This window comes from Micromonospora fulviviridis (genome assembly GCF_014648395.1).
In the GTDB taxonomy this organism is placed as follows: Bacteria; Actinomycetota; Actinomycetes; order Mycobacteriales; family Micromonosporaceae; genus Micromonospora; species Micromonospora fulviviridis.
The window spans coordinates 1-24114 of the sequence record NZ_BMRA01000019.1 but is presented as its reverse complement, the minus strand read 5'-3'; the positions used below and the strand labels follow the sequence as shown (position 1 = coordinate 24114).

The 24114-nt window shown below is 72.5% G+C and carries 20 protein-coding genes; 15 read left to right on the top strand and 5 right to left on the bottom strand.

What is annotated here, in order from left to right; all coding sequences use genetic code 11:
- Positions 1–46 precede the first annotated feature (46 nt).
- The 5 genes from IEY96_RS31275 to IEY96_RS31255 all read left to right on the top strand — a co-directional run bounded on the left by IEY96_RS31275 (position 47) and on the right by IEY96_RS31255 (position 4376).
- Positions 47–472 (top strand): roadblock/LC7 domain-containing protein, encoded by a 426-nt coding sequence (locus IEY96_RS31275; RefSeq protein ID WP_091320827.1) that lies wholly within the window; start codon positions 47–49, stop codon positions 470–472.
- Positions 469–858, top strand: a complete 390-nt coding sequence (locus tag IEY96_RS31270; RefSeq protein WP_154227676.1) for a DUF742 domain-containing protein — start codon at positions 469–471, stop codon at positions 856–858. The genes IEY96_RS31275 and IEY96_RS31270 overlap by 4 nt, the downstream gene beginning before the upstream one ends.
- A complete protein-coding gene (locus IEY96_RS31265; protein ID WP_189198400.1) occupies positions 839–1447 on the top strand; it encodes a GTP-binding protein in 609 nt (202 codons plus the stop codon). The genes IEY96_RS31270 and IEY96_RS31265 overlap by 20 nt, the downstream gene beginning before the upstream one ends.
- Positions 1448–1719: 272 nt before the next feature.
- The gene (helR, locus tag IEY96_RS31260; RefSeq protein ID WP_189198399.1) at positions 1720–3870 is read left to right on the top strand and encodes an RNA polymerase recycling motor ATPase HelR; all 2151 of its coding nucleotides are present in this window, start codon (positions 1720–1722) and stop codon (positions 3868–3870) included.
- A gap of 101 nt (positions 3871–3971) precedes the next feature.
- A complete protein-coding gene (locus IEY96_RS31255) occupies positions 3972–4376 on the top strand; it encodes an SRPBCC family protein (protein WP_189198398.1) in 405 nt (134 codons plus the stop codon).
- A gap of 305 nt (positions 4377–4681) precedes the next feature.
- Here IEY96_RS31255 and IEY96_RS31250 read toward each other — a convergent pair whose 3' ends face one another.
- Complete coding sequence (locus IEY96_RS31250; RefSeq protein WP_189198397.1) at positions 4682–7534, bottom strand: aconitate hydratase; 2853 nt, start codon at positions 7532–7534, stop codon at positions 4682–4684.
- 156 nt (positions 7535–7690) lie between these two features.
- On the opposite strand from IEY96_RS31250, the gene IEY96_RS31245 reads away from it, so the two are divergent.
- Together IEY96_RS31245 and IEY96_RS31240 are read left to right on the top strand one after the other, a co-directional pair.
- Positions 7691–8047 (top strand): VOC family protein, encoded by a 357-nt coding sequence (locus IEY96_RS31245; protein ID WP_189198396.1) that lies wholly within the window; start codon positions 7691–7693, stop codon positions 8045–8047.
- Between the two features lie 23 nt (positions 8048–8070).
- Positions 8071–8727: a DedA family protein gene (locus tag IEY96_RS31240; protein ID WP_189198395.1), complete on the top strand. Its 657-nt coding sequence runs from the start codon at positions 8071–8073 to the stop codon at positions 8725–8727.
- A gap of 62 nt (positions 8728–8789) precedes the next feature.
- On the opposite strand, the gene IEY96_RS31235 is transcribed toward IEY96_RS31240, so the two are convergent.
- A complete protein-coding gene (locus IEY96_RS31235) occupies positions 8790–9440 on the bottom strand; it encodes a C39 family peptidase (RefSeq protein ID WP_189198394.1) in 651 nt (216 codons plus the stop codon).
- 646 nt (positions 9441–10086) lie between these two features.
- On the opposite strand from IEY96_RS31235, the gene IEY96_RS33250 reads away from it, so the two are divergent.
- Together IEY96_RS33250 and IEY96_RS31230 are read left to right on the top strand one after the other, a co-directional pair.
- On the top strand, positions 10087–10218 hold the full coding sequence (locus IEY96_RS33250; RefSeq protein WP_268247181.1) for a hypothetical protein: 132 nt from the start codon (positions 10087–10089) through the stop codon (positions 10216–10218).
- Between the two features lie 169 nt (positions 10219–10387).
- A complete protein-coding gene (locus IEY96_RS31230; protein WP_189198393.1) occupies positions 10388–10756 on the top strand; it encodes an ArsC/Spx/MgsR family protein in 369 nt (122 codons plus the stop codon).
- A gap of 13 nt (positions 10757–10769) precedes the next feature.
- Here the strand turns inward: IEY96_RS31230 and IEY96_RS31225 are convergent, their stop codons facing one another.
- Positions 10770–10964 carry a hypothetical protein gene (locus IEY96_RS31225; RefSeq protein WP_189198444.1) on the bottom strand — a complete coding sequence of 65 codons (195 nt, stop codon included), beginning with the start codon at positions 10962–10964 and terminating at the stop codon, positions 10770–10772.
- On the opposite strand from IEY96_RS31225, the gene IEY96_RS31220 reads away from it, so the two are divergent.
- Positions 10963–11625 carry a hypothetical protein gene (locus IEY96_RS31220; RefSeq protein WP_189198392.1) on the top strand — a complete coding sequence of 221 codons (663 nt, stop codon included), beginning with the start codon at positions 10963–10965 and terminating at the stop codon, positions 11623–11625. The genes IEY96_RS31225 and IEY96_RS31220 overlap by 2 nt on opposite strands.
- A 40-nt stretch (positions 11626–11665) precedes the next feature.
- Complete coding sequence (locus tag IEY96_RS31215) at positions 11666–12055, top strand: DUF6841 family protein (RefSeq protein ID WP_189198391.1); 390 nt, start codon at positions 11666–11668, stop codon at positions 12053–12055.
- Positions 12056–12084: 29 nt separating this feature from the next.
- Here IEY96_RS31215 and IEY96_RS31210 read toward each other — a convergent pair whose 3' ends face one another.
- Positions 12085–13275, bottom strand: a complete 1191-nt coding sequence (locus IEY96_RS31210) for a histidine decarboxylase (protein WP_189198390.1) — start codon at positions 13273–13275, stop codon at positions 12085–12087.
- Positions 13276–13555: 280 nt separating this feature from the next.
- On the opposite strand from IEY96_RS31210, the gene IEY96_RS31205 reads away from it, so the two are divergent.
- Positions 13556–14983, top strand: coding sequence for a hypothetical protein (locus IEY96_RS31205; RefSeq protein ID WP_189198389.1), 1428 nt, complete (start codon positions 13556–13558; stop codon positions 14981–14983).
- Positions 14984–15041: 58 nt separating this feature from the next.
- Here IEY96_RS31205 and IEY96_RS31200 read toward each other — a convergent pair whose 3' ends face one another.
- Positions 15042–16502 (bottom strand): APC family permease, encoded by a 1461-nt coding sequence (locus IEY96_RS31200; protein ID WP_189198388.1) that lies wholly within the window; start codon positions 16500–16502, stop codon positions 15042–15044.
- 386 nt (positions 16503–16888) lie between these two features.
- Here IEY96_RS31200 and IEY96_RS31195 point away from each other — a divergent pair, with 386 nt between their 5' ends.
- The 3 genes from IEY96_RS31195 (at position 16889) to pulA (ending at position 23975) form a co-directional block, all read left to right on the top strand.
- Positions 16889–17557 (top strand): cellulose binding domain-containing protein, encoded by a 669-nt coding sequence (locus IEY96_RS31195; RefSeq protein WP_189198387.1) that lies wholly within the window; start codon positions 16889–16891, stop codon positions 17555–17557.
- A gap of 82 nt (positions 17558–17639) precedes the next feature.
- Positions 17640–18326 carry a cellulose binding domain-containing protein gene (locus IEY96_RS31190; RefSeq protein ID WP_189198386.1) on the top strand — a complete coding sequence of 229 codons (687 nt, stop codon included), beginning with the start codon at positions 17640–17642 and terminating at the stop codon, positions 18324–18326.
- 150 nt (positions 18327–18476) lie between these two features.
- Positions 18477–23975 carry a pullulanase-type alpha-1,6-glucosidase gene (gene pulA, locus IEY96_RS31185; RefSeq protein WP_189198385.1) on the top strand — a complete coding sequence of 1833 codons (5499 nt, stop codon included), beginning with the start codon at positions 18477–18479 and terminating at the stop codon, positions 23973–23975.
- Positions 23976–24114 lie beyond the last annotated feature (139 nt).

The window sequence follows — 24114 nt, the reverse complement described above, 5'->3', positions numbered from 1 at the left end:
TCCCGGACGAGCACGGCACACCAGCCGGGGGAGAAGAGGACGACGAGTGGCGCAGAAGACGGCTTCGAGCGCGGATCTGACGTGGTTGCTGGACGACCTGGTCGGCCGGGTCAAGCAGGCGGAACACGCCGTGGCGCTCTCCACCGACGGACTGCTGATGGCCTCGTCGCGCGGGTTGAGCCGGGACGACGGCGAGCACCTGGCGGCGATGGCGGCGGGCATCCAGAGCCTGGCGCGTGGCGCGGGCAAGCGGTTCGGCGGTGGTCAGGTGCAGCAGACCATCATCGAGATGCAGTCGTCGTTCCTGTTCGTCACCGCGGCCGGCCGCAACGCCTGCCTGGCCGTGCTGGCGTCCGAGGACGCCGACGTCGGCCTGATCGCGTACGAGATGGCCATGCTGGTCACCCGGGTCGGCCGGTTCGTCGCCTCACCGACCCGGGAACAGCCCCTCGGCGAGAATCCGGCGCGATGACCGGCCAGGGGGAGACCGCGGAGCACGAGTGGGTGGACGACCACGCTGGTCCGGTGGTGCGCCCCTACGCGGTGACCGGTGGCCGGGCCCGCCCGGTGACCGGCACGTTCGACCTGATCTCCCTGGTCACGGCGACCCGGGCCGAGGTGGGGTCGGAGTCCGGGCTGGGCCCGGAGCACGTGGCGATCGTCGGCCTCTGCCAGCGGATCCAGTCCGTGGCCGAGATCGCCGCCCATCTCGACCTACCGGTGGGCACCGTCCGGGTCCTCCTGGGTGACCTGGCGGCCCGCAGCCTGGTGCAGGTCCGTGAGCCGCGCGCGACCCCCGCCGGCCTTCCCGACGACAGTGTTTTCGAGGCGGTTATCAATGGACTACGGGCGCTCTGAGCGGCCGGCGGGAGCGGCGCCGCTGCCCACCGCGATCAAGATCCTGATCGCCGGCGGTTTCGGCGTCGGCAAGACCACCCTGGTCGGCGCGGTCAGCGAGACCCGGCCGCTGCGGACGGAGGAGGTGCTGACCGAGACCGGGATCGGCATCGACGACCTGTCCGGGGTGGAGGAGAAGACCACCACCACCGTGGCCATGGACTTCGGCCGGATCACCCTCAGCGACGACCTGGTGCTCTACCTGTTCGGCACCCCCGGGCAGGACCGGTTCTGGTTCGTCTGGGACGAGTTGGCGCTGGGCGCGATCGGGGCGGTGGTGCTGGCCGACACCCGGCGACTGGCCGACTGCTTCCCCTCGATCGACTACTTCGAGGGGCGGGGCACGCCCTTCGTGGTGGCGGTGAACTGCTTCGAGGGCGCCAAGCAGTACCGGCTGGACGAGGTGCAGGGAGCGCTCGACCTGGACCCGGAGGTGCCGGTGGTGCTCTGCGACGCGCGGAAGCGGGAGTCGGTCAAGGAAGTGCTGATCACGCTGCTGGAGTACGCCATGAAGCTGCGTGAGGAGCGCCGCCGCGCCGTCGGCGACTGACGACACGTCGATCGGCGGGGGCTGCCCGGATTCGCCTGGCGGATCGGCAGCTCCCGCCGGTCGTTTCCGGCGGCTGCCCGACGCCTGATCGACGCCTTTGCTCGATGTCGATCACATTCTAAAGGAAGGCATAAGCCCCTCCACTTTCAAGGTATACCGCAAGGGGGGTCTTGCGGCAAGACCCGGTTCGTGGCGCAGAATCGCTGGCCGAGGCCAGTGCCCGCGTACATCGGGGGAGTTGCGACGTGCGACTTCAGATCGGAATTGATGAATTGAGTTCTCAGACCACCAGCGCGTTCGACATTCCCGACCACCTGTCCGCCAAGGCCGACCCGACGTTGATCGCCGGCGACGAGCAGCACTTCGCGGCCATCGCGGAAAGCCTGGAGCAGTTGCTCGCCGACCTGTCCGACCGCCTCGACGCTGAGCGCAGGGCGCCCGGCGGCATGGGCCGCCGGGCGTCGGACCGGGACATGGAGATCCGCCGGCTGACCGGTCGCCTGCGTGCCCTGCGCCGCTTCGGCCTGGACCTGTGCCTCGGGCGCATGGTCGGTGCCGACAACCCCGAGCCCGTGTACGTCGGACGGCACGGCCTCACGGACAGCGCGGGCCGCCGGCTGCTGGTCGACTGGCGGTCCCCCGCGGCCGAGCCGTTCTTCGGGGCGACCCACGCCAACCCGATGGGTCTGACCAGCCGCCGCCGGTACCGCTGGACCCGCGGCCGCGTCATCGACTACTGGGACGAGGTGTTCACCCCCGACGGGCTGGAGGGGCACGCCGCGCTCGACGACCAGTCCGCCTTCATCGCCAGCCTGGGCAGCAGCCGGTCGAACCGGATGCGGGACGTGCTCGGCACCATCCAGGCCGACCAGGACGCCATCATCCGGGCCGGGTCCCGGGGCGCTCTCGTGGTCGACGGCGGGCCGGGCACCGGGAAGACCGTCGTCGCCCTGCACCGCACCGCCTACCTGCTCTACTCCGACCCGCGCCTCGGTCACCGCCAGGGCGGCGTGCTGTTCGTCGGCCCGCACCAGCCCTACCTGGCCTACGTCGCCGACGTCCTGCCCAGCCTCGGCGAGGAGGACGTGCAGACCTGCACGCTGCGGGACCTCGTTCCCGAGGGAGCCGGCGCGAGCATCGAGGCGGACCCGGAGGTGGCGCGCCTGAAGTCGTCCGCGGACCTGGTGCGGGCCATCGAGGCGGCCGTGCGGTTCTACGAGGAGCCGCCGGCCACGGGGATGACCGTCACGGCCGGCGACACCGACATCCGGCTGAGCGCCGACGACTGGGCCGAGGCGTTTGCGGCGCCGGGACCCGGCACCCCGCACAACGAGGCGCGCGACGAGATCTGGGCGGAACTGGTCACGATCCTGCTGGAGAAGTACCACGGCGACGAGCCGGACGACCTGGTCCGCAGGTCGCTGGAGCAGAACCGGGAACTGCGCACGACCCTCCACCGGGCGTGGCCGCTGCTCGAAGCGACCGACCTGGTCGGCGACCTGTGGTCGGTCCCCGCGTACCTGCGCCGGTGCGCTCCCTGGCTCAGCCTCGACGAGGTCCGGAAGCTGCAACGCGGCGACGCCCGGGCCTGGACGGTCTCCGACCTGCCGCTCCTGGATGCGGCACGGCAGCGGCTCGGCGACCCGGAGACGTCACGACGCAACCGCCGGCACGAAGCCACGGTCGTCACCGAACGCGCGCGGATGGCCACGGTCGTCGACGACCTCATCGCGGCCTCCGTCTACGACGACGGTGAGGGCCTGCTGACGATGCTGCACCAGCAGGACCTGCGCGACGCCCTGGTCGACGAGGCCGCACTGCCCAGCGCCGACCCGGACCGGCTCGCCGGCCCGTTCGCGCACATCGTGGTGGACGAGGCTCAGGAACTGACCGACGCGGAGTGGCAGATGCTGCTGCTCCGCTGCCCGTCCCGGAGCTTCACCATCGTGGGGGACCGTGCCCAGGCCCGGCACGGGTTCACCGAGTCGTGGCAGGAACGGCTGGAGCGGATCGGGCTCGACCGGATCAACCTGGCGTCCCTGACCGTCAACTACCGGACGCCGAAGGAGGTCATGGCGGAAGCCGAGCCGGTCATCCGGGCCGTGCTCCCGGACGCCAACGTGCCGACCTCCATCCGCGGCGGCGTACCCGTCGTACACGGATCCGTTGCCGACCTGGGCTCGATCCTCGACACCTGGCTGGCCGCGCACGCCGAGGGGACGGCCTGCGTCATCGGCGACCCCACGTTCCCGGCGACGCCCCGGGTCCGTTCGCTGACCCCGGAGCTGGCCAAGGGGCTCGAATTCGACCTGGTCGTCCTCGTCGACCCGGAGGCGTTCGGGACCGGCATCGAAGGAGCGGTCGACCGCTACGTCGCGATGACCCGGGCGACGCAGCAACTGGTCATCCTCACGAGCGCCTGACGGCGCGGTCGTCCTCTCCGGAGAGACGCGGAAGCCCCCGGCGCCTGCCGGGGGCTTCCGGGTACGGGTCAGCCGCGCCTGGTCACTGCCATGATGGGGCGATGTCCACGGAATCGCGGCACCTGAGCGTGCACATCGACCGGCCGGCCGCCGAGGTCTACGCGTTCGTCTCCGACCCCCGCAACCTGTCCCGCTGGGCGCCCGGCCTGGGCAGCTCCGTGGTGCGCGAGGACGGCGAGTGGTTCGTCGAGACACCGGAGGGCCGGGCGCGCGTCACCTTCGCCCCGCCCAACGAGTACGGCGTGCTCGACCACGAGGTGGTGACGCCCTCCGGCGAGACGGTGTACGTGCCGCTGCGGGCCATCGCGGACGGCGACGGCTGCGAGGTGGTCTTCACCGTGCGCCGCTCGCCGGGGATGACCGACGCCGAGTTCGACCGGGACGCCGGGCTCGTCAGTGCCGACCTCGCCCTGCTCAAGAAGGTGCTGGAAACCGCGACGCCGTGACCGGCAGGCCACCGGCCCGCCCGGTCGTGCCCGGACCGATCGGGCCGCTCGTTCCTCCGTACCGTGGCCCCGGCCGGGCGCTTCCTCTGGTTCCTGCCGCTGTCCGACGAGGAGGCCCGCGCGGTCGCGCTGAGGCTGCGATGACCAGCGGGCCGCGTTCGGGCGTTCGAGATCTTGGACAGTTTCCGTTCCGTGCGAACAGAAAATCTCCAAGATCTGACCAGGGGACGTTGAGCGCCGGAGCAGAAACGCCGGAGGGCCCCTCCCCGCGTTTGCGGGAAGGGGCCCTCCTCAGCTGAACGACGTCAGCTGGCGATCATGCGACGCAGCACGTACTGCAGGATGCCGCCGTGCCGGTAGTAGTCCGCCTCACCAGGGGTGTCGATGCGGACCACGGCGTCGAACTCCACGCCGGTGTCGGTGGTGACCTTGACGGTGCGCGGGGTGTCGCCCTCGTTGAGCGCGGTGACGCCGCTGATCGAGAAGGTCTCCGTGCCGGTCAGGCCGAGCGACTCGGCGGTGGTGTCGACCGGGAACTGCAGCGGCAGGACGCCCATGCCGATCAGGTTCGAGCGGTGGATCCGCTCGTACGACTCGGCGATGACCGCCTTCACCCCGAGGAGCATGGTGCCCTTGGCCGCCCAGTCGCGGGACGAGCCGGAGCCGTACTCCTTGCCGGCCAGGATGACCAGCGGGACGCCCGCCTCCTGGTACGCCATCGAGGCGTCGTAGATCGAGGTCTGCTCGCCGGTCAGGTGGTTGACCGTGAAGCCGCCCTCGACGCCCGGGACCAGCTGGTTGCGCAGCCGGATGTTGGCGAAGGTGCCGCGGATCATCACCTCGTGGTTGCCCCGGCGGGAGCCGTACGAGTTGAACTCGTGCCGCGCCACGCCGTGCTCGGCGAGGTACTTGCCGGCGGGGGAGTCCGCCTTGATCGAGCCGGCCGGGGAGATGTGGTCGGTGGTCACCGAGTCGCCCAGCTTGGCCAGCACCCGCGCGTCGGCGATGTCCCGCACCGGCTTCGGGTCGCGCTCCATGCCCTCGAAGTACGGGGGCTTGCGCACGTACGTCGAGTCGCCGGCCCAGGCGAAGGTGTCGCCGGTCGGGGTCGGCAGCGACTGCCAGCGCTCGTCACCGGCGAACACGTCGGCGTACGCGGCGCTGAAGCCGGTGGCGCCGATCGCCGAGGCGATGACGTCCTGGATCTCGGCGCTGTTCGGCCAGATGTCCCGCAGGAACACCGGGTTGCCCTCGGAGTCCTCACCGAGCGGCTCGTTGGCCAGGTCGATGTCCATGGTGCCGGCGAGCGCGTACGCGACCACCAGCGGCGGGGACGCCAGGTAGTTCATCTTGACGTCCGGGTTGATCCGGCCCTCGAAGTTGCGGTTGCCGGAGAGCACCGAGACGACGGCCAGGTCACCCTCGTTGACCGCGGCGGAGACCTCCTCCGGCAGCGGGCCGGAGTTGCCGATGCAGGTGGTGCAGCCGTAGCCGACCAGGTTGAAGCCGAGCTTCTCCAGGTAGGGCGTCAGGCCGGCGCGGTCGTAGTAGTCCATGACGACCTTGGAGCCCGGGGCCAGGGTGGTCTTCACCCACGGCTTGCGGGACAGGCCCTTGTCCACCGCGTTCCGGGCCAGCAGCGCGGCACCGATCATGACCTGCGGGTTCGACGTGTTGGTGCAGGAGGTGATCGCGGCGATCACCACGGCGCCGTGGTCCAGCTCGTACTCGACGCCGTCGGCGCTGGTCACCCGGACCGGGTTGGTGGCGCGGCCACCGGCGCCCGCCGCGGCGGTCTCCAGGTCGCGCGGCTCGTCGGCCGGGTCGCTGAACTCGTTGGCCGGCGGGTCGCTGGCCGGGAAGGACTCGGCGCTGGCCTCGTCGGCCGGGCCGTTGGCGCCGCGCGGCAGCTGCTCACGGGCGACGCCCGGCTTGAGCTCGCGCTCGCCGGTGGAGTCGTCGGCGACGTAGTCGGTGAGCGCCGAACGGAACAGCGTCTTGGCGGAGCCCAGCGGCACCCGGTCCTGCGGGCGCTTCGGGCCGGCCAGGGACGGCTCGATGGTGCTGAGGTCCAGCTCCAGCCGCTCCGAGTACTGCGGCTCGCGCTCCGGGTCGTGCCAGAGGCCCTGCTCCTTGGCGTACGCCTCGACCAGCGCGACCTGCTGCGCGTCGCGGCCGGTCAGCTCCAGGTAGCGGACGGTCTCGGCGTCGATCGGGAAGATCGCCACGGTGGAGCCGTACTCCGGGGACATGTTGCCGATGGTGGCCCGGTTGGCCAGCGGCACCGCGCTCACGCCCGGGCCGTAGAACTCGACGAACTTGCCGACCACGCCGTGCTTGCGGAGCATCTCGGTGATGGTGAGCACCAGGTCGGTGGCGGTGGTGCCGGCCGGCATCTCGCCGGAGAGCTTGAAGCCGACGACCCGGGGGATCAGCATGCTGACCGGCTGGCCGAGCATCGCGGCCTCGGCCTCGATGCCGCCGACGCCCCAGCCCAGCACGCCCAGGCCGTTGACCATGGTGGTGTGCGAGTCGGTGCCGACCACGGTGTCCGGGTACGCCTGGCCGTTGCGCTCCATGACCGTGCGGGCCAGGTACTCGATGTTGACCTGGTGCACGATGCCGGTGCCCGGCGGGACGACCTTGAACTCGTTGAACGCGGTCTGGCCCCAGCGCAGGAACTGGTAGCGCTCCTTGTTGCGCTCGTACTCCAGCTCGACGTTGCGCTCGAAGGCGTCCTCGCGGCCGAACAGGTCGGCGATGACCGAGTGGTCGATGACCAGCTCGGCCGGGGCGAGCGGGTTCACCTTGGTGGCGTCGCCGCCGAGGTCGCGGACGGCCTCGCGCATGGTGGCCAGGTCCACGACGCAGGGCACGCCGGTGAAGTCCTGCATCAGCACCCGCGCCGGGGTGAACTGGATCTCCACGCTCGGGTCGGCGGTGGGGTCCCACGCGCCGAGCTGCTGGATGTGGTCGGCCGTGATGTTCGCGCCGTCCTCGGTCCGCAGCAGGTTCTCCAGCAGGATCTTCAAGCTGTAGGGCAGCCGGTCGTGGCCCTCCACCTTGTCGATCCTGAAAATCTCGTAGCTCGCGTCTCCGACGCGTAGCTGGGTCTTCGCACCGAAGGTGTCGAGGCTCGCCACGTCGTACTCCTTCACACCAGCGACCGTGAGTAGTCCTGAGCAGTTTGTCGCACCGGCCGGGGCGCCGCCGTGGTTAGGCAACACTTACCCGCGCCGGTCTCAACAAAACCGTACGTCCGTCTTGCTATTCGCGCAACCTCGTGCCAGGGTTCGGGACGAGGAGGTGCCACCATGATCCATCACGTCCTGCTCGCCTGCCCACGCGACTCCGAGGAAACCTCGCGGGCGTTCTACGCCGGCCTGCTCGGCCTGGTCGAGAAGGCCAAACCGCTGGCCCTCGCCGCCCGCGGTGGCTGCTGGTTCACCGGGTACGGCGCGGAGCTGCACCTCGGCGTCGAGGACGACTTCCGACCCGCCCGCAAGGCGCACCCGGCGCTGCTCCGCCCCGACCTCGACGGGCTGGCCGCCCGGCTCGACGCCGCCGGACACCCCGTGACCTGGGGCGACGACGAGATTCCCGGCATGCGCCGGTTCCACACGTACGACCCGCACGGCAACCGGCTGGAGTTCCTCGCCCCCGTCGACTGAGCCTCCGCGGGTAGGGTTCGGGGGTGGTCGACGTCCAGCACTGGCTCTCCGCGCTGCCCCCGGGCGTGCTCTACCTGATCGTCGCCGGGGTGATCGGCGTGGAGAGCATGGGCATCCCGCTCCCCGGCGAGATCGTGCTGGTCAGCTCCGCCCTGCTCGCCGCCACCGGCGTGGTCGAACCCGAGTGGGTGGCCACCGCAGCCGCCGCCGGCGCCATCATCGGCGACTCCGTCGGATACGCCGTGGGCCGCCGCGGCGGGCGGCCGCTGCTCCAACGGCTGGGCCGGCGCTTCCCCAAACACCTCGGCCCGGCGCAGCTCGCCCGCGCCGAACAGAGCTTCGCCCGGCACGGTGTCTGGGCGGTCTTCTTCGGGCGGTTCGTCGCCCTGCTCCGCATCCTCGCCGGCCCGCTGGCCGGGGCGCTGCACGTGCCGTACCGCCGGTTCCTGCTGGCCAACGCGGCCGGCGGCCTCGTCTGGGCGTTCGGCACCACCTACCTGCTCTTCTCGGTGGGCCGGGCGGCCGAGCACTGGCTCAAGGACATCTCCTGGGCCGGGCTGGCCCTCGCGGTGCTCGCCGGCCTGGCCAGCACCTGGTGGTTGCGCCGCCGCGCCCGGCACCTGGAGTCGGCCGAGGTGCCCGCCGAGGCCGACGAGCCCGTGCACGCCGGCGACCGCTGACCGGACGCCGAAAGGGCCCGACCCCTGGTGGGGTCGGGCCCTTTCGTGGTTGGCGCTGTGGATCAGGACGCCGAGTAGCCGCGGGTGGCGATCCAGTCGGCGAGGTTGTCCACGCTCATCCGGTAGGAGGCCATGTTCGGGTCGGCGGAGTCGGCGATGGTGACGGTCTTCCCGTTGTCGCGGTAGCCCACGACGCTGATGTAGTGGCCGCCTTCGAAGGAGTGGGTGTTGCCGTCGGTGTCGGTGGCGGTGCCGGCGATGTTGGCGACCACGGCGCGGCCGTCGTCGACGGTGCGCACGATGTCGGCGCGCAGGGTGTCGGTCTGCTTGTCGTCGGCCTTGCCGTCCTTGATTTCCACCGACCGGTAGGTCTTGCCGGTCTCCTTGTTCAGGACGGGGGTGATGTCGTTGATGCTGTTGGTGCCGGCCTCGGTGGTGCCCATCTCCTTGGCCATGGCGTCGACGTCGATGTTCTTGCCGAGGACGCTGATGGCGTTACGGGTGGCGGCGGGGCCGCAGTAGTAGAAGTTGGGCTGGGCCTCGTAGCGGACGTCCAGCTCCCGCTCGCCGTGACCCTTGCGGTCGGCGACGGCCTTGGTGGTGTTCTCGGCGGGGGCGGCGTGCGCGGCGATCGCGGGGCCGGCGATCCCACCGGCGGTGGCGGCGATACCGGCAGCGGTCAGGACGGTGTTCCGCAGCAGATTGGTACGCATGATGAGTGCCTCTCTGTCGGGGGTTCACGGCACACCCGCAAAAGGGGTGCGGGTGCCGCTGGGAGAAGTCTTCGGGGTGCCCGGCGATCGGGGGGATCTGCTCGGGCGGTCCGGGGGTGTAACCATCGGCGGCGGGGAAGTGATTCCCTCGGCCTGATCCGACGTCCCGGGGAGATGTAACGACCGGGGCCCGGGGGTCATTCCCTGGCTCAACCCGGTGCGGACCGGTGGTGCACGGTCCGGGAGATGTAACCGCCGGGGCCCCGGGATGATTCCCTGGCTCACCGGCTCGGACCGGTGGTGCGCGGTCCGGGAGATGTAACGACCGGGGCCGGCAGGTCATTCCCACGACCAGCCCGACGCGGTGGTGCGGTGGTGCCGGGGGATGTAACGACCGGCGCCGGCAGGTCATTCCGGCCGGGGCTGCCTCACCCGAGGGGCGGGCTGCGTGCGGTCTGCCATGTACAACGACCCGGCCCCCGGCATGATTCCGGCCCGGCGGTGGCGCCGACCACGGGACGCCGTGGCCGAAACCGGACACCGACCCCACATCCCGACCGCACGAAACCGACAGCCACCCCAGGGCGCGCAGACGCCGATCAGCGCCCGGGAACGCAGAGGCCGCGGGCCGCGTCGGTGGAACGCTGTGCAGGTCACCGACGCGCGGAAACGTCCACAGCGTTCCACCGATGCCGGCGCGTCGCCCGCGATCACGTCCCGGCCGATCCTCGGAGCGAAGGGTGCGGAAAACGGACAGCTTGGCGCGGCGGTGACGTGAGGGCATTCGAGATCTTGGCGAGTTTCCGTTCGCAGCAAACGGAATCTCGCCAGGATCCGGGTGAGGAACACCGGATCATCTCGCCACCGCTGCGGAGCGGACGGAGGGCTCATCAGGGCCGGTCCGCTGCCCCCTCAGGCTTCGCAGTGGGCGTGCCACCATGTCGGGCATGGAGATCTGGCACAACCCGGCGTGCTCGAAGTGCGCCACGGCCCGGGCCTCGCTGGACGAGGCGCGGGTGCCCTACCGGCTGCGGGCGTACCTCGCGGAGCCGCCGAGCGCGGAGGAGCTGACCGAGGTGCTGCGCCGGCTGGAGGCCCGGGCGTGGGACATCTGCCGCACCGGCGAGCCCGCCGCGACCGAGCTGGGCATGGCGGACTGGCCCCGGGACGACGCCACCGAGCCGCGCTGGGTGGCCGCGATGGTGGCGCACCCCGAGCTCATCCAGCGCCCGATCCTGCTGCTCGACGACGGCAGCGCGCTGGTCGGTCGTACCCCCGAGGCCCTGGACGAAGCGGTGTGCCGCACCGACCGGTGAGCTCCCGGCCGGGTCAGGACGGCCGGTCGCCGGCCTTCGCGTGCCGCTCGCGCAGCCGGCCCCGGATCTCCTCCGGGGTGTACGCCCGGCGCCGCCGTTCCGCCCGGGCCACGACCACACCGGTCGCCGCCACGCCGGCGAGGCCGGCCAGCCCGAGCAGTTTCCACCAGCGCATCCGTTGCCGCTTCGGCATAGGGTAGTCCTCCATGAGCATCAGCCTGGACGAGGCGGTCGAGCTGACCCGCACCGGCGACCTGTGGGTCTTCCGCGGGCGCAGCGTGCCGGACCGCGCCATCCAGCTCACCACCAACAGCCCAGTCAACCACGTGGGCATGGCCGTGGTGCTCGACGACATGCCGCCGCTGATGTGGCACGCCGAGCTGGGCCGCTCGCTGCCGGACATGTGGACCGGCACCCACCAGCGTGGCGTGCAGCTGCACGACCTGCGGGACGCGGTCTGCGTCTGGGCCAACCGGTACGGCCAGCGGGCCTGGCTGCGCCAGCTCGAACCGCCGGCGGACACCACGATGGAGGAGGCGGTGCTGCGGACCGTGGCGCGCCTCGACGGCACCCCGTTCCCGTCCACGGCGCAGCTCGCCTGGCGCTGGGCCCGGGGCCGGGTGCCGAACCTGCGCCGCGGCCGACCCTCCATCGCCGACGGTGGCGGCGTGCCGGTCCGGGACCGGGCGCTGGAGACCGCGTACTGCGCGGAGGTGGTGGCCGTGACCTACGAGGCGATGGGGCTGCTCCCCGCCGGTCGGCGGCCCAACTGGTACGACCCGGGCCGGTTCTGGAGCGGCGACGACCTCGACCTCACGGACGGCGCCCAGCTCGGCGCGGAGATCGAGGTACGCATCCCGCCCCGCTGACCAGGTTTGCCGGGCCCGCCGGCCGGAAATGGAGAGCGGCGTGACGGCTTCCACGGACCTCGACACGCTCACCGACTTCTTCGACCGGTACGGCGTGGCGCTGACCACCGCCGACGTGCCCGCCATCGCCGGCTGCTACGCGCTGCCGGGGCTGGTGGTCGCCGACACGTACAGCTTCTCGTTCACCTCGCCGGCGGCCGTGGCGCTCAGTTTCGTCGGGGCGGCACCCGACTACCAGGAGCGGGAACTGGTCGCGGCCAACGCGGAGATCGAGGACGTGCAGCAGGTCTCCGCGCTGCTCACCGAGGTGGCGGTGCGCTGGGAGTTCCTGGACAGCCAGGGCCGGGCCGTGCCCGGCGAGCGCTACCGCTACCTGCTGCGGTCCACCGACGACGGCCCGGCCATCTGCACCGTCATCCGCACCGCCTGACCGCGCCCGGACCGGGTGCCCGCGGCGGCTCAGCGGACCAGGGCCTGCCGCTCCCGCTGCCGGGGCAGCGCGTCGACGAGCGGGCCGCCGGTCGCCACGTCGGCCACGAAGGCGTCGACGGCCTCCCGGGTGACGCCGGGCATGCAGATCAGGTGACTCCGGCCGGCGCTGCTGGCCAGCACCCACTTCGCCGTCACGGCCGGGGACGGGGTGGGGAAGACCACGGTGAAGGCGTGCTCGTGCCGCCAGGCCGGCCAGCCCACCTCGTTGAGTCGCCGCACCGCGTACGCGGCCAGCTCGCGGGCCCGCTCGGCGCGCTGCCGCAGGCCGTCGTGGCCGAGGCTGCGGATCACGTACCAGAGCAGCAGGGCCGGGTGGCCGCTGCGCGAGCCGCTGATCGTCGTGTCCACCGTGCCGGTGTAGTTGGGGGACTGGGCGAGCTGCTGCTGCAGGGTGCGGCGGGTCAGCACCACCCCGCACGGCACCGGGGTGCCGAGGAACTTGTAGCCGGAGATGGAGATGCTGTCCACGGTGGCGTCCAGCCGCAGCGTGGTCCGCCCGTCGGCCAGGGCCAGCGGGACCCCGGCCAGCGCCCCGTCGACGTGCAGGTGGTGGCGGACCGGCGTGCGGGCGAGCAGGCGCCGGATCCGGGGTACGTCGTCGGCGGCCTCGGTCATCGTGGTGCCGCAGGTGGCCACCACGATGGCCGGCCGGTCCCGGTGCCGGTCGACCATCCGGGCCAGGTCGTCGTAGTCCATCTCGCCGCGCTCGTCGGCGCGGACCACCACCGAGTCGAGGCCGAGGATGTCGACGCACTTGGGCAGCGAGTAGTGGGCGTCGGCGGAGTGGTAGACCAGCGCCCTGGGGAACCGGGCCCGGGCCAGGTAGAGCGCGTAGAGGTTGCCCTCGGTGCCGCCGGAGGTGAGGTAGCCCCAGCGGTCGTCGACCGGGGCCTGGAAGAGGTCGGCGAACCAGTCCAGCACCTCCCGCTCGTAGCGTTTCGTGTGGTTGGCGCCGGCCGGGTCGGTCCACGGGTCGCCGATGTTGTTCAGCAGCGAGCCGAACAGCGGCGCGAGCGGGCTGTAGTCGATGTCGGTGGCGACCGGGAAGCCGACGTGTGTCTCCCGGCCGGCCACCGCGGCCGAGCGGACCGCGGCGAGTTCGGCGAGGAGCTCCTCGGGGCGGGTGACGGATCCGTCACGGCCTGGGTCGGCTGACAACACGGCGCTCCCTCGTCGTCACGGTGCACAGCGCACAGAGTGGACCATGAGTCACGGAGAGCGGGCAAGCGTTACGAAATTGGCCACCAATTGTCCATAATCGACGCACTGCTCGGGCGGAAACCGCTGGTCATCCGCTCGATGCGGCTGTGGACGGTCGGGACGGACTGAGTGTGCAGTCAGCAGCGGGCGCCCCGGAGAATGCTCGCTGACAGTTGATAACCCGTGCACTCAGTGAAATCATCGGCCGGGCGAATTCCCGCTAGCCAGGAGCTGCCACGTGTCGCACGAACCTCCGTCGCCGCTGCCGCATCCGTCCTATGAGGACCTCCGCGGCAGTGGCCCCGACCGGCCGGCGTACCCGCCGGCACCGCCGGTCCGGCCGCCCGCGCGGTGGGGGAGCCACCGGCTCTCCGGTGGCGCGCCGGCCCCGGGCGGGCCCGGCCACGGCGTTCCGGCCGGCCCGGTCCACGGCGCGCCCGCCCCGCCGGCGCGCGGCTACGGCGTCCCGGCTGCCGGAGGCTTCGCCACGGGCCCGGACCACCCGGCGACGGCGACGGCCGGCGGCTTCGGACCGGCCGAGACCCGGCACCCCGGCGGCGCGGGCTCCACCGGTGGCTTCGGCGCCGCTCCGGCACCCGGCTACCGCGACCCGGTCGCCACGGCGAACTTCGACCCGGCGTACGGAGCCCCGGCGACCCCCGGCAGCTTCGGCGGTCCGGTGGCGCCCGGCGGCTTCGGCAGCCCGGCGACGGCCGGCGGTTTCGGGGGCCCGACCGCCGCACACCGGTTCGCCCCGCCCGAGCCTCCGGGCCACGGCGCTGCCTTCCGCGGGTCCGGGCTGGGCGCCGCGGCGGCGCCGACCTACGGGGCCCCCGCGTCGGCGCACCCGGTCACGCCGGGCGGCTACGGCGCGCCGGGCGCCGCCGGGTACGGCGCCGCCGGGCCGGCCCCGGCGAGCTGGTCCGCGGGCGACGCGCCCGGGGCGAGCGCCGACGGCTACTCGAACCAGGCCGTCCACCACCAGATCCGGCAGGCGGTGGTGCACCGGGTGCAGTACGCGAACGCGCTGCACGCCTCGCACTACTGGGACCTGCGCCGGACCAAGCCGGTCGGGCCGCACGCGCTGGTCTTCCTCTACGCCAGCCTCGACCCCCGGTTCGCCGACCCGCGCCGGCCCTACTACGAGATCAAGGCGGCCTCCCGCCTGTTCCGGGACGGCAGCGACGTGCAGGACCTGCCGGCGCTGCTCGCCGAGCTGTGCGAGATCGCCGAGGGCTACCTGGCCGGCGGCGGGGTCTTCGACCCGGTCGCCCAGATGACCCAGGCCGGCGAGCCGATGCCGGCCGAGGCGCGCTACGTCGGGGTGTCCGTGTCGACCCTGCTCGGCAGCGGCGACGAGGCCGGCGGCGCGCTGCCCGGCGCCGGCGGGATGGGCATCCCCGGGCGCAGCCTGGTGGTCATGTCCGACGACAACCTGCTGGTGGTCGAACGCCCGGCGCGGGCGCACGAGCAGGTCGTGGTGCACTCCACCTGCCCGCACTACAGCGGCGGGGGCGTGGAGTACCGCAGCTGGCTCCCGCTCAGCCCGGAGCACCAGGTCCACCCGGCCTGGCGCTGGTTGCAGCGCCTCAACGAGCTGGTGATGACCGGCCAGGAGCGCAAGGCCGCGCTGGCCGGGACGGTCGGGGGCCGGCGCCGGCGTTGAACGGGCCGACGGCCCGCCCCCGGGTGTCGGGGGCGGGCCGTCGCGCGTACGGGCCGTCCTACAGGGAACGGCCGACCAGGTCCTGCTCGATGACCGCGAGCGGGCGCGGCTGGCCCTGCCCGACGTTGTCCAGCACCTCGGGGTGGGTGGCCCGGATGACCGCCGCCCAGACCAGGCCCACCGCCGCAGCGGCCGCCACCGCGCCGGGGACCAGCCACTTCGTGGTGGAGCCCGGCGGCGCCCCGAGCACGGCGGAGAGGTTGACCAGCGTGGTGAGCAGGGCCGCGCCGACCAGCGCCGCGCCGATGGCCGGCGCGACCGTGCGCTGCCAGGCGCTCTCGTCGCCGCCGCCGCCCCGGCGGAAGAAGGCGATCGCCGCGATCGAGGTGACCGCCATCATGAGCAGCACCGCGATGGCCGCGACGCCGGAGAGCCAGCTGAACATGATGGCGACCGGATCGGCGCCGGTCAGCGCGAAGACCAGGATGACCGGCAGGGCGATCGCCGACTGGAGCACCGACCCGGCGACCGGCGCGCCACCCCGGCCGACCCGCTCGAACACCGCGGGCAGCACCCGTTCCCGGCCGAGGCTGAAGGCGTACCGGGCGATCGAGTTGTGGAAGCTGATCATCGCAGCGAAGACGCTGGTCACCACCAGGATGGTCGCGACGCTGCCGAGCATGGGACTGGCGTTCGCCTCCAGGATCGAGAACGGCAGCCCGGCGTTCGGGTCGCGGGACCGGTCGACGACCTGGTCCGGGCCCACGGCCACGGCCATGGCCCAGGCGGCGAGCGCGTAGAGGACGCCCAGCAGGATCAGCGCCGAGTAGGCCGCCCGGGACACCGCCTGCGGCGACCGGGACTCCTCGGAGTAGACGGCGGCCGACTCGTAGCCCACGAACGAGGCCGCGCAGAACGCGACGACACCACCGATGCCGGGAACCAGCAGGTTGCCGGGGTCCAGCGGCGCGAAGCTCACCGAACCGCCGGCCGGGTGGGTGAACGAGGTGAGCACGAAGAGCAGGATCACCGCGACCTCGACGGCCAGCACCGCGCCCAGCAGGCCGACGCTGATCCGCGCCTTCAGCACGCCGACCAGGGCCACCCCGGCCCAGGCGAGCAGCGCCCAGGCCCACCAGGCGCCGCCGAGGCTGCCGCTGACGACCGCGCCGAGCAGCCCGTACAAACAGATCTGGATGGCGTTGTAGCCGAGCAGCACGACGGGCGCGGCGACCACGCCCCAGAACCGCCCGAAGCCGGCCGCCAGGGCCGCGTAGAAGACGCCGGCGCTGGAGACGTAGCGGGCCATGGCCAGGTAGCCGACGGAGAAGAAGAGCAGGGCGGCCGCGATCACGAGGAAGCCGAGCGGTGTGCCGGTGACGCCGGTCGAGGCGTACGTGGCAACGATCGCACCGGCGAGCACGGCCATCGGGGAGGAGGCGGTGGCGCTGAACACCAACAGGGCGCCGGTGCCGAGGGACTTGCGGATGAGCCCGGTTGGCGCGCTGGCAATCTGCATGGAGCTGCTCCGAGTGGGGGAGGGAGGGGTTGTCGGGGCGGGGCGGGGTCGTCGGCGGCCGGGCGCCGACCGGGGGTGGTGGGGCGGGTGCACGTCGGGGCGGCGCTCCATGATGGACAGTGCGGGCGGATGTGCGCGTCCTTGCCCGGATCTGAACCATTTAGGAGCTCCGATAGCTGAGCCCGGACAGCGTAGCCGACGACGCGGTGCGACGTGTCGAGTGCGGGTCGTGTCCGTGGACCGGCCGGCGAGGGCCGATCCGCCGCGCATGATCGTCCGTTTCGCGCGTCCGGGGTGCCCGGACGGTCGGATCGCACCGGGCGCGCTGCGCGACGCGGCGCACCCTGGCTACGCTGGCGCGTCGGGTGACACGAGGGGGGCATGTGATGAGCGGCGGGCCAGCCGAGCCGGCCGAGGCGCCGGCGGCGCCGCGGGTGCTCACGTCGGTGCCGTGGATCGTGGTGCTGCTCGGCGTCGGCCTGATCGTCGGCCTGCTGGTGATCGCTCTGCTCTCGCTGCGCGGGGAGGAACGCCAGCCGGTGCCGGCGCCCGCCCCGCCGATGTACCTCCCGACCCTCGGGGTCGACGCCACCACCTCCGCGCCGCCGACCGGCGGCGCCACCGACGCGCCCGGATCGGCGACGCCGTCGCCCAGCGCGACCGCCTCGCCCTCGGCCGGCGCGTCCCGATCGGCGACGCCGCGGCCCACCGCCTCGACCCGGGGGGTCGCGCAGGGTGCGGTGACCGCACGGTACGAGGCCACCGCCAGCGACCGCAGCGGGTTCGAGGCCCGGCTGACCGTGGTCAACGGCTCGGATGGCGGGCAGGGCTGGAGGGTCGAGCTGCTCTTCACCGGCAACGTGAAGACCATCGAGGCCTCGTCCACCTCCGGGGTGTCGGTCAGCACCCAGGGCAGCGGGGTGTTCGTGCTGCGCGGCACCGGGCCGCTGCCGGCCGGGCAGACCGCCACGGTGCGGATGCGGTTCGGCCGCACGGGCACCGGTGACCAGCCGGGCCAGTGCACGGTCAACGGCGCGGCCTGCGTGATCGGCTGAGGCGCGCACCGGTCGGGCTCCACCGGGCGGACAGCGCTCGTGGTCGTTACGCTCGCCCGACGGGGACCGACAGGGGAGGGGCATGTCCGGCACACGACGCGTACGCCCGTCATCCGGCGCCGCCATCGCCTCCTCGCCCTGGATCATCGTCTCGATCGGTGTGATCGTCATGGTGGTGCTGCTGGTCGTGGCGCTGGGCTCGGTGCGCGGGCGGCGGACGTTCGCCGAGACACCGCCGCCGGCCCCGACGATGTCGCTGCCCGAGGTGCCGGCCACCAGCCCCGCCATCCCCGGCCAGGCCACCCGGCCGCCCACGTCCGCCGCCGGGCCGGTGGTCCCCGGGCTGTCCCCCCGGTCGACCGTGCTGCCCGCCCGACCCACGCCGAACCGGCCGGCCGGCACGGCCACGGGCAGCAGCCCCGGCGGCCGGCCCGCCCCACCGCCGCCCGCCCCGCCGGTGACCGGCCGGTACGGGGTGGTGAGCAGCTTCGACGGCGGATTCATCGGTGAGGTGCGGCTGGTCAACACCGCCGGCACGGCGCGGGGCTGGACGGTGCGGCTGACCTTCCCTCGGGGCCGTCTCGTGACCGCCTGGGTGAGCGGCGCGGAGCAGGGCAGCGGCGACTTCACCGACGGCGTCTTCACCTACCGCAGCGGGGTGGCCCTGGCGCCCGGGGCGTCGGTGGCGCTGCAGTTCCACTTCGAGCAGACGGGGACGACCCGGCCCACGAGCTGCGCGGTCGACGGCGCCGCCTGCTCCGGCCTCTGATCCTCGGCCTCCCGGGTCACCCTCGGCGACCGGCGCGTTGCCGTGTTTCGCAAGACGGCTGCTTTGTTGCGACTTCGTTTGCAAGGTATTGCAGAATGTTTCGGCGAGAGCTAGCGTGCGGGCGAATCAGCGACCAGAGAAAGGCCGTCGATGAAACCCCCGCCGATATCCCGCAAGGCGCTCGCAGCCTTGGCCTCCTCCCTCGTGCTCACCCTCGTCGGCGTGCCGGTGGCCCTCCACCAGCTGGGTGCCGACGGCAGCGACCGCCCCGCCACCCCCGACGTGCTGGCCGCCGCGAACGCCCCGCAGTGGAGCCGCGAACCGTCCGCCGAGGCGCTGCTCAAGGCCGGCAACAACAGCGCGAAGGCCGAGCAGTTCTACTTCGTCCTGCCGGACCGCTTCGCCAACGGCGACAAGCGCAACGACACCGGCGGGCTGGCCGGCGACCGGCTCAGCACCGGCCTGGACCCCGCGGACAAGGGCTTCTACCACGGCGGTGACCTCAAGGGGGTCATCGACAAGATGGACTACATCCAGGGCCTCGGCACCACCGCCATCTGGCTCGCCCCGATCTTCAAGAACCGGCCCGTGCAGGGCACCGGCGCCGACGTCTCCGCCGGTTACCACGGCTACTGGATCACCGACTTCACCCAGGTCGACCCGCACTTCGGCACCAACGCGGAGCTGAAGAAGCTGGTCGGCCTCGCCCACCAGCGGGGCATCAAGGTCTACCTGGACATCATCGTCAACCACACCGCGGACGTCATCCGCTACGCCGAGGACAAGTACGGCTACGTCGACAAGAAGACGAGCCCCTACACCGACGCGCAGGGACGGGCCTTCGAGGACCGCAACTATGCCGACGGCACCCGGGCGTTCCCGCAGGTGGACAAGGAGTCCTTCCCGTACACCCCGACCTTCGCCAACGCGGCCGACGCCACGGTCAAGGTGCCCTCCTGGCTGAACGACCCGACCATGTACCACAACCGGGGCGACTCCACCTTCGCCGGTGAGAACAGCGAGTACGGCGACTTCTTCGGCCTCGACGACCTGTGGACCGAGCGTCCCGAGGTGGTCCGCGGCATGACCGACATCTACGCGCAGTGGATCGGGAAGGCCGGCGTCGACGGCTTCCGCCTCGACACGGTCAAGCACGCCAACCTCGACTTCTGGCCGCAGTTCACCCGGGGCATCGACGCCGCCGCCGCCAAGGCCGGCAAGCCGGACTTCTTCATGTTCGGCGAGGTCTACAGCGCCGACCAGGAGATCGAGTCGACCTACGTGCGGCAGGGCGGCCTGCCGGCCACCCTCGACTTCTCCTTCCAGGAGGCCGCGCGGGGCTACACCGCCGCCGACGGCTCGGCCAGGGCGCTCGCGGACCTGTACGCCAAGGACGACCTCTACGCCGCGCGGGACACCGACGCCAACCGGCTGACCACCTTCCTCGGCAACCACGACATGGGCCGGATCGGCTCGTTCATCGCGGCCGCCGGCGGCGACGACGCCAGTCAGCTCCGCCGCGACCAGCTCGCCCACCAGCTGATGTTCCTCACCCGGGGCCAGCCGGTCGTCTACTCCGGCGACGAGCAGGGCTTCACCGGGCCCGGCGGGGACAAGGACGCCCGGCAGGACATGTTCGCCAGCAGGACGGCGGACTACCTCGACGACGACCTGATCGGCACCACCCGCACCCACGCCAGCGACCAGTACGACACCGCCCACCCGCTCTACCGGACCATCGCCGAGCTGGGCGAGCTGCGGCAGGCCCACCCCGCGCTGCGGGACGGCATCCAGGTCACCCGGTACGCGGCCGCCGGCCCCGGCGTGTTCGCCTTCTCCCGCGTCCTGCCGAAGGACCGCACCGAGTACGTCGTCGCGGTGAACAACGCCGCGACCCCGCAGACCGTCACCGTGGACACCTGGTCGGCCGGCGCCACCTTCACCGGCGTCTACGGCGGCGCGGCCACCGCGAGCGCCGGCGCCGACGGCAAGCTGGGCGTGACCGTGCCGGCCATGTCGGCCGTCGTGCTCAAGGCCGACCGGGCGATCCCGCAGGCCGGCGCGGCCCCGATGATCACCCTCACCGAGCCGGGCGACGCCCCGGTCGCCACCAAGGCCACCGTCACCGCCCAGGTCACCGGCGACCCCCTCGCGACGGTCACCTTCGCGGCCCGGGTGCCGGGCGGCAAGTGGACCCTGCTGGGCAGTGCGCACAAGGCCCCGTACACCGTCCACCACGACCTGACCGGCCTGGCCGGCGGGACGAAGGTCGAGTACAAGGCGGTGGTCCGCGACGGCAAGGGCCGCGTGGCCGCCGCCCGCACCACCGGCGTCGTCGGCACCCCGGCCCAGAGCGCGTCACGGGACTGGGCGGTCGTGCACTACCAGCGACCCGCCGGAGGGTACGCCGACTGGGGCCTCTACACCTGGGGTGACATCGACCCGGCCTACCAGACGGAATGGCCCAAGGGGCAGCCGTTCGCGGGTGAGGACTCCTTCGGCCGGTTCGCCTGGGTCAAGCTGAAGCCGGGCGCCAAGTCGGTCGGCTTCCTCGTGGTCGACAAGGACGGGAACAAGGACGTCGCGAACGACCGCACCATCGACGTGACGCAGACCGGCGAGGTCTGGGTCAAGCAGGGCGACGGCACCCTCTACCCGACCCGGCAGGCCGCCACCGGCGAGCCCGACCCGCCGGTCGACCAGAGCACCGCGGTCATCCACTGGCGCAAGGCGGACGGGAACTACGACGGCTGGGGCCTGCACCTCTGGGACGGCGCCGCCAACCCGACCGACTGGGGCAACCCGCTGAAGCCGGAGAAGATCGACGCGTACGGCGCCGTCTTCCGGGTGCCCCTGGCCGCCGGGGCCACCGGGCTGAACTACATCGTGCACAAGGGCGACGAGAAGGACCAGCCCGACGACCAGCGGCTGGACTTCGCCGCCGCCGGGCACGAGATCTGGCTGCTGGCCGGGGTCAAGGGCCGGCTGCTGCCGCCGACCTCGTCCGGCGTCGCGAAGGACCTCGACATCACCAAGCAGAAGGCACAGTGGATCGACCGGTCCACGGTGGCCTGGCAGACCGGTCCGACCGACGGCAAGCGGTACGCCCTGGTGGCCGCCCCGGCCGGCGGGCTCGCCATCGCCGACGGTGAGCTGACCGGGACGTACACCACGCTGCCGCTGCGGGCGGGGCGCAACGGGCTGACCGAGGCCCAGCGGCAGGCGTACCCGCAGCTCTGGGCCTACCGCGCGTTCACGCTGGACCGCGCCGACCTGGCCAGGGTGCCCGCGGCGCTGCGCGGCCAGCTCGTGGTGACCGAGCGGGACGCCGAGGGCCACCTGCTGGGCGCCACCGGGGTGCAGATCCCCGGCGTGCTCGACGACGTCTACCGGGCCGCGACCGACGCGAAGCTCGGCCCGACGTTCGCCGGCAAGGTGCCCACCCTGGCCGTCTGGGCGCCCACCGCCCGGAAGGTCTCGCTCCAGCTCTTCGACTCGCCGGCGGCCGAGCCGACGACCGTGTCGATGAGCCGCAACGACACCACCGGCGTCTGGTCGGTGCGCGGCACGAAGGGCTGGACCGGGAAGTACTACCGCTACCAGGTCGAGGCGTGGCAGCCGGCGGCGCAGAAGGTGGTCACCGCCGCGGTGACCGACCCGTACTCGCTGGCCCTCGCGCCGGACTCGACGCACAGCCAGATCGTCGACCTGGCCGACCCGGCGCTGGCCCCGGCCGGCTGGGCGAACCTGCGCAAGCCGACGGCCGTGCCGTCGGCGAAGGCTCAGATCCAGGAGGTGTCGGTCCGCGACTTCTCCATCGCCGACACCACCGTGCCGGCCGAGCGGCGGGGCACCTACCTCGCCTTCACCGACCCGGACACCGCCGGAATGAAGCACCTGAAGGCGCTCGGCGACGCCGGGGTCAACTACCTGCACCTGCTGCCGGCGTTCGACTTCGCCACCATCCCCGAGCGGCGGGCCGACCAGGCGCAGCCCGCCTGCGACCTGGCCGCGCTGCCCCCGGACTCCGCCGAGCAGCAGAAGTGCGTCGCGGCGGTGGCCGACAAGGACGGCTACAACTGGGGGTACGACCCGCTGCACTACACGGTGCCGGAGGGCGGCTACGCCGTCGACCCGGCCGGGGCGAAGCGGACCACCGAGTTCCGGCAGATGGTCGCCGGGATCAACCAGGCCGGCCTGCGCGTGGTGATGGACGTCGTCTACAACCACACCTCGGCGGCCGGCACCGACCCGAAGTCGGTGCTCGACCAGGTGGTGCCCGGCTACTACCAGCGGCTGCTGGAGGACGGCACCGTCGCCAACTCGACCTGCTGCGCCAACACCGCCCCGGAGCACGCCATGATGGGCAAGCTCGTGGTGGACTCGCTCGTCACCTGGGCGAGGGCGTACAAGGTGGACGGCTTCCGGTTCGACCTGATGGGCCACCACCCGAAGGCGAACATCCTGGCCGTCCGCGCCGCGCTGGACCGGCTGACCCCGGCCCGCGACGGCGTGGACGGGAAGAAGATCCTGCTCTACGGCGAGGGCTGGAACTTCGGCGAGGTCGCCAACGACGCCCGGTTCGTGCAGGCCACCCAGGCCAACATGGCCGGCACCGGGATCGGCACCTTCAACGACCGGCTCCGCGACGGGGTGCGCGGCGGCGGCCCGTTCGACGGCAACCCGCGGATCCAGGGCTTCGCGTCCGGGCTCTACACCGACCCGAACGGCGACGACGTCAACGGCTCGGCCGCCGAGCAGAAGGCCCGGCTGCTGCACCAGCAGGACCTCATCAAGGTGGGGTTGGCCGGCAACCTGCGCGGCTACCGGTTCACCGACTCGTCCGGCCGGCCGGTCACCGGCGCGCAGGTGGACTACAACGGCTCGCCGGCCGGCTACACGGCGGCGCCGGGCGAGGCGGTCACCTACGTCGACGCGCACGACAACGAGATCCTGTACGACGCGCTGGCGTACAAGCTGCCGCAGGGGACCTCGGCGCAGGACCGGGCCCGGATGCAGGTGCTCGCCCTGAGCACCGTGGTGATGGGGCAGGGGACCGGGTTCGTGACGGCCGGCTCGGAGCGGCTGCGCTCGAAGTCGCTGGACCGCAACTCCTTCAACTCCGGTGACTGGTTCAACCAGATCCGCTGGGACTGCGCCCAGGGCAACGGCTTCGGCGCCGGCCTCCCGCCGGAGCAGGACAACAAGGACAAGTGGCCGTACGCGAAGCCGCTGCTGGCCGACCCGAAGCTGGTGCCGGACTGCGCCGCGATCAACCTGGCCGACGCCCGGTACGCGGAGCTGCTCACCATCCGGCGTTCCTCGCCGGTCTTCGGGCTGACCACCGCCGACCAGGTGCAGAAGCGGGTCGCCTTCCCGCTCTCCGGCGACCGGGAGACCCCGGGCGTCATCACCATGTCCCTGGACGCCCGCGGGCTGGGCGGGAAGTGGAAGTCGGTCACCGTGGTGTTCAACGGCACCCCGGAGACGGCGACGCAGACCGTCACCGGGCTGCGCGGGGCGAACGTGGCGCTGCACCCGGTGCTGCGGAACTCCGCCGACCCGGTGCTCCGGACGGCGTCCTTCGACCGGGCCGGCGGCACGTTCACCGTGCCGGCGCGCAGCGTGGCGGTCTTCGTCCAGAGCTGACACCGACGACGGTCCGGCCCCCTGCCACTTCGTGGCAGGGGGCCGGACCCTTTGCGTCGAGCCGTACGTCGACCGTTGCTCAGTTGAAGCAGTCTTCGACGGTGTTGGCGCAGTTGGTGGGGTCGTTGTTGGTGATGGT

Coding starts and splice junctions, on each gene's coding strand:
- pulA (WP_189198385.1), top strand. CDS start 18,477: ATGAAACCCCCGCCGATATCCCGCAAGGCGCTCGCAGCCTTGGCCTCC.
- IEY96_RS31225 (WP_189198444.1), bottom strand. CDS start 10,964: ATGGAGGACTACCCTATGCCGAAGCGGCAACGGATGCGCTGGTGGAAA.
- IEY96_RS31245 (WP_189198396.1), top strand. CDS start 7,691: ATGATCCATCACGTCCTGCTCGCCTGCCCACGCGACTCCGAGGAAACC.
- IEY96_RS31200 (WP_189198388.1), bottom strand. CDS start 16,502: ATGCAGATTGCCAGCGCGCCAACCGGGCTCATCCGCAAGTCCCTCGGC.
- IEY96_RS31270 (WP_154227676.1), top strand. CDS start 469: ATGACCGGCCAGGGGGAGACCGCGGAGCACGAGTGGGTGGACGACCAC.
- IEY96_RS31230 (WP_189198393.1), top strand. CDS start 10,388: ATGGAGATCTGGCACAACCCGGCGTGCTCGAAGTGCGCCACGGCCCGG.
- IEY96_RS31255 (WP_189198398.1), top strand. CDS start 3,972: ATGTCCACGGAATCGCGGCACCTGAGCGTGCACATCGACCGGCCGGCC.
- IEY96_RS31195 (WP_189198387.1), top strand. CDS start 16,889: ATGAGCGGCGGGCCAGCCGAGCCGGCCGAGGCGCCGGCGGCGCCGCGG.
- IEY96_RS31235 (WP_189198394.1), bottom strand. CDS start 9,440: ATGCGTACCAATCTGCTGCGGAACACCGTCCTGACCGCTGCCGGTATC.
- IEY96_RS31220 (WP_189198392.1), top strand. CDS start 10,963: ATGAGCATCAGCCTGGACGAGGCGGTCGAGCTGACCCGCACCGGCGAC.
- IEY96_RS31190 (WP_189198386.1), top strand. CDS start 17,640: ATGTCCGGCACACGACGCGTACGCCCGTCATCCGGCGCCGCCATCGCC.
- IEY96_RS31265 (WP_189198400.1), top strand. CDS start 839: ATGGACTACGGGCGCTCTGAGCGGCCGGCGGGAGCGGCGCCGCTGCCC.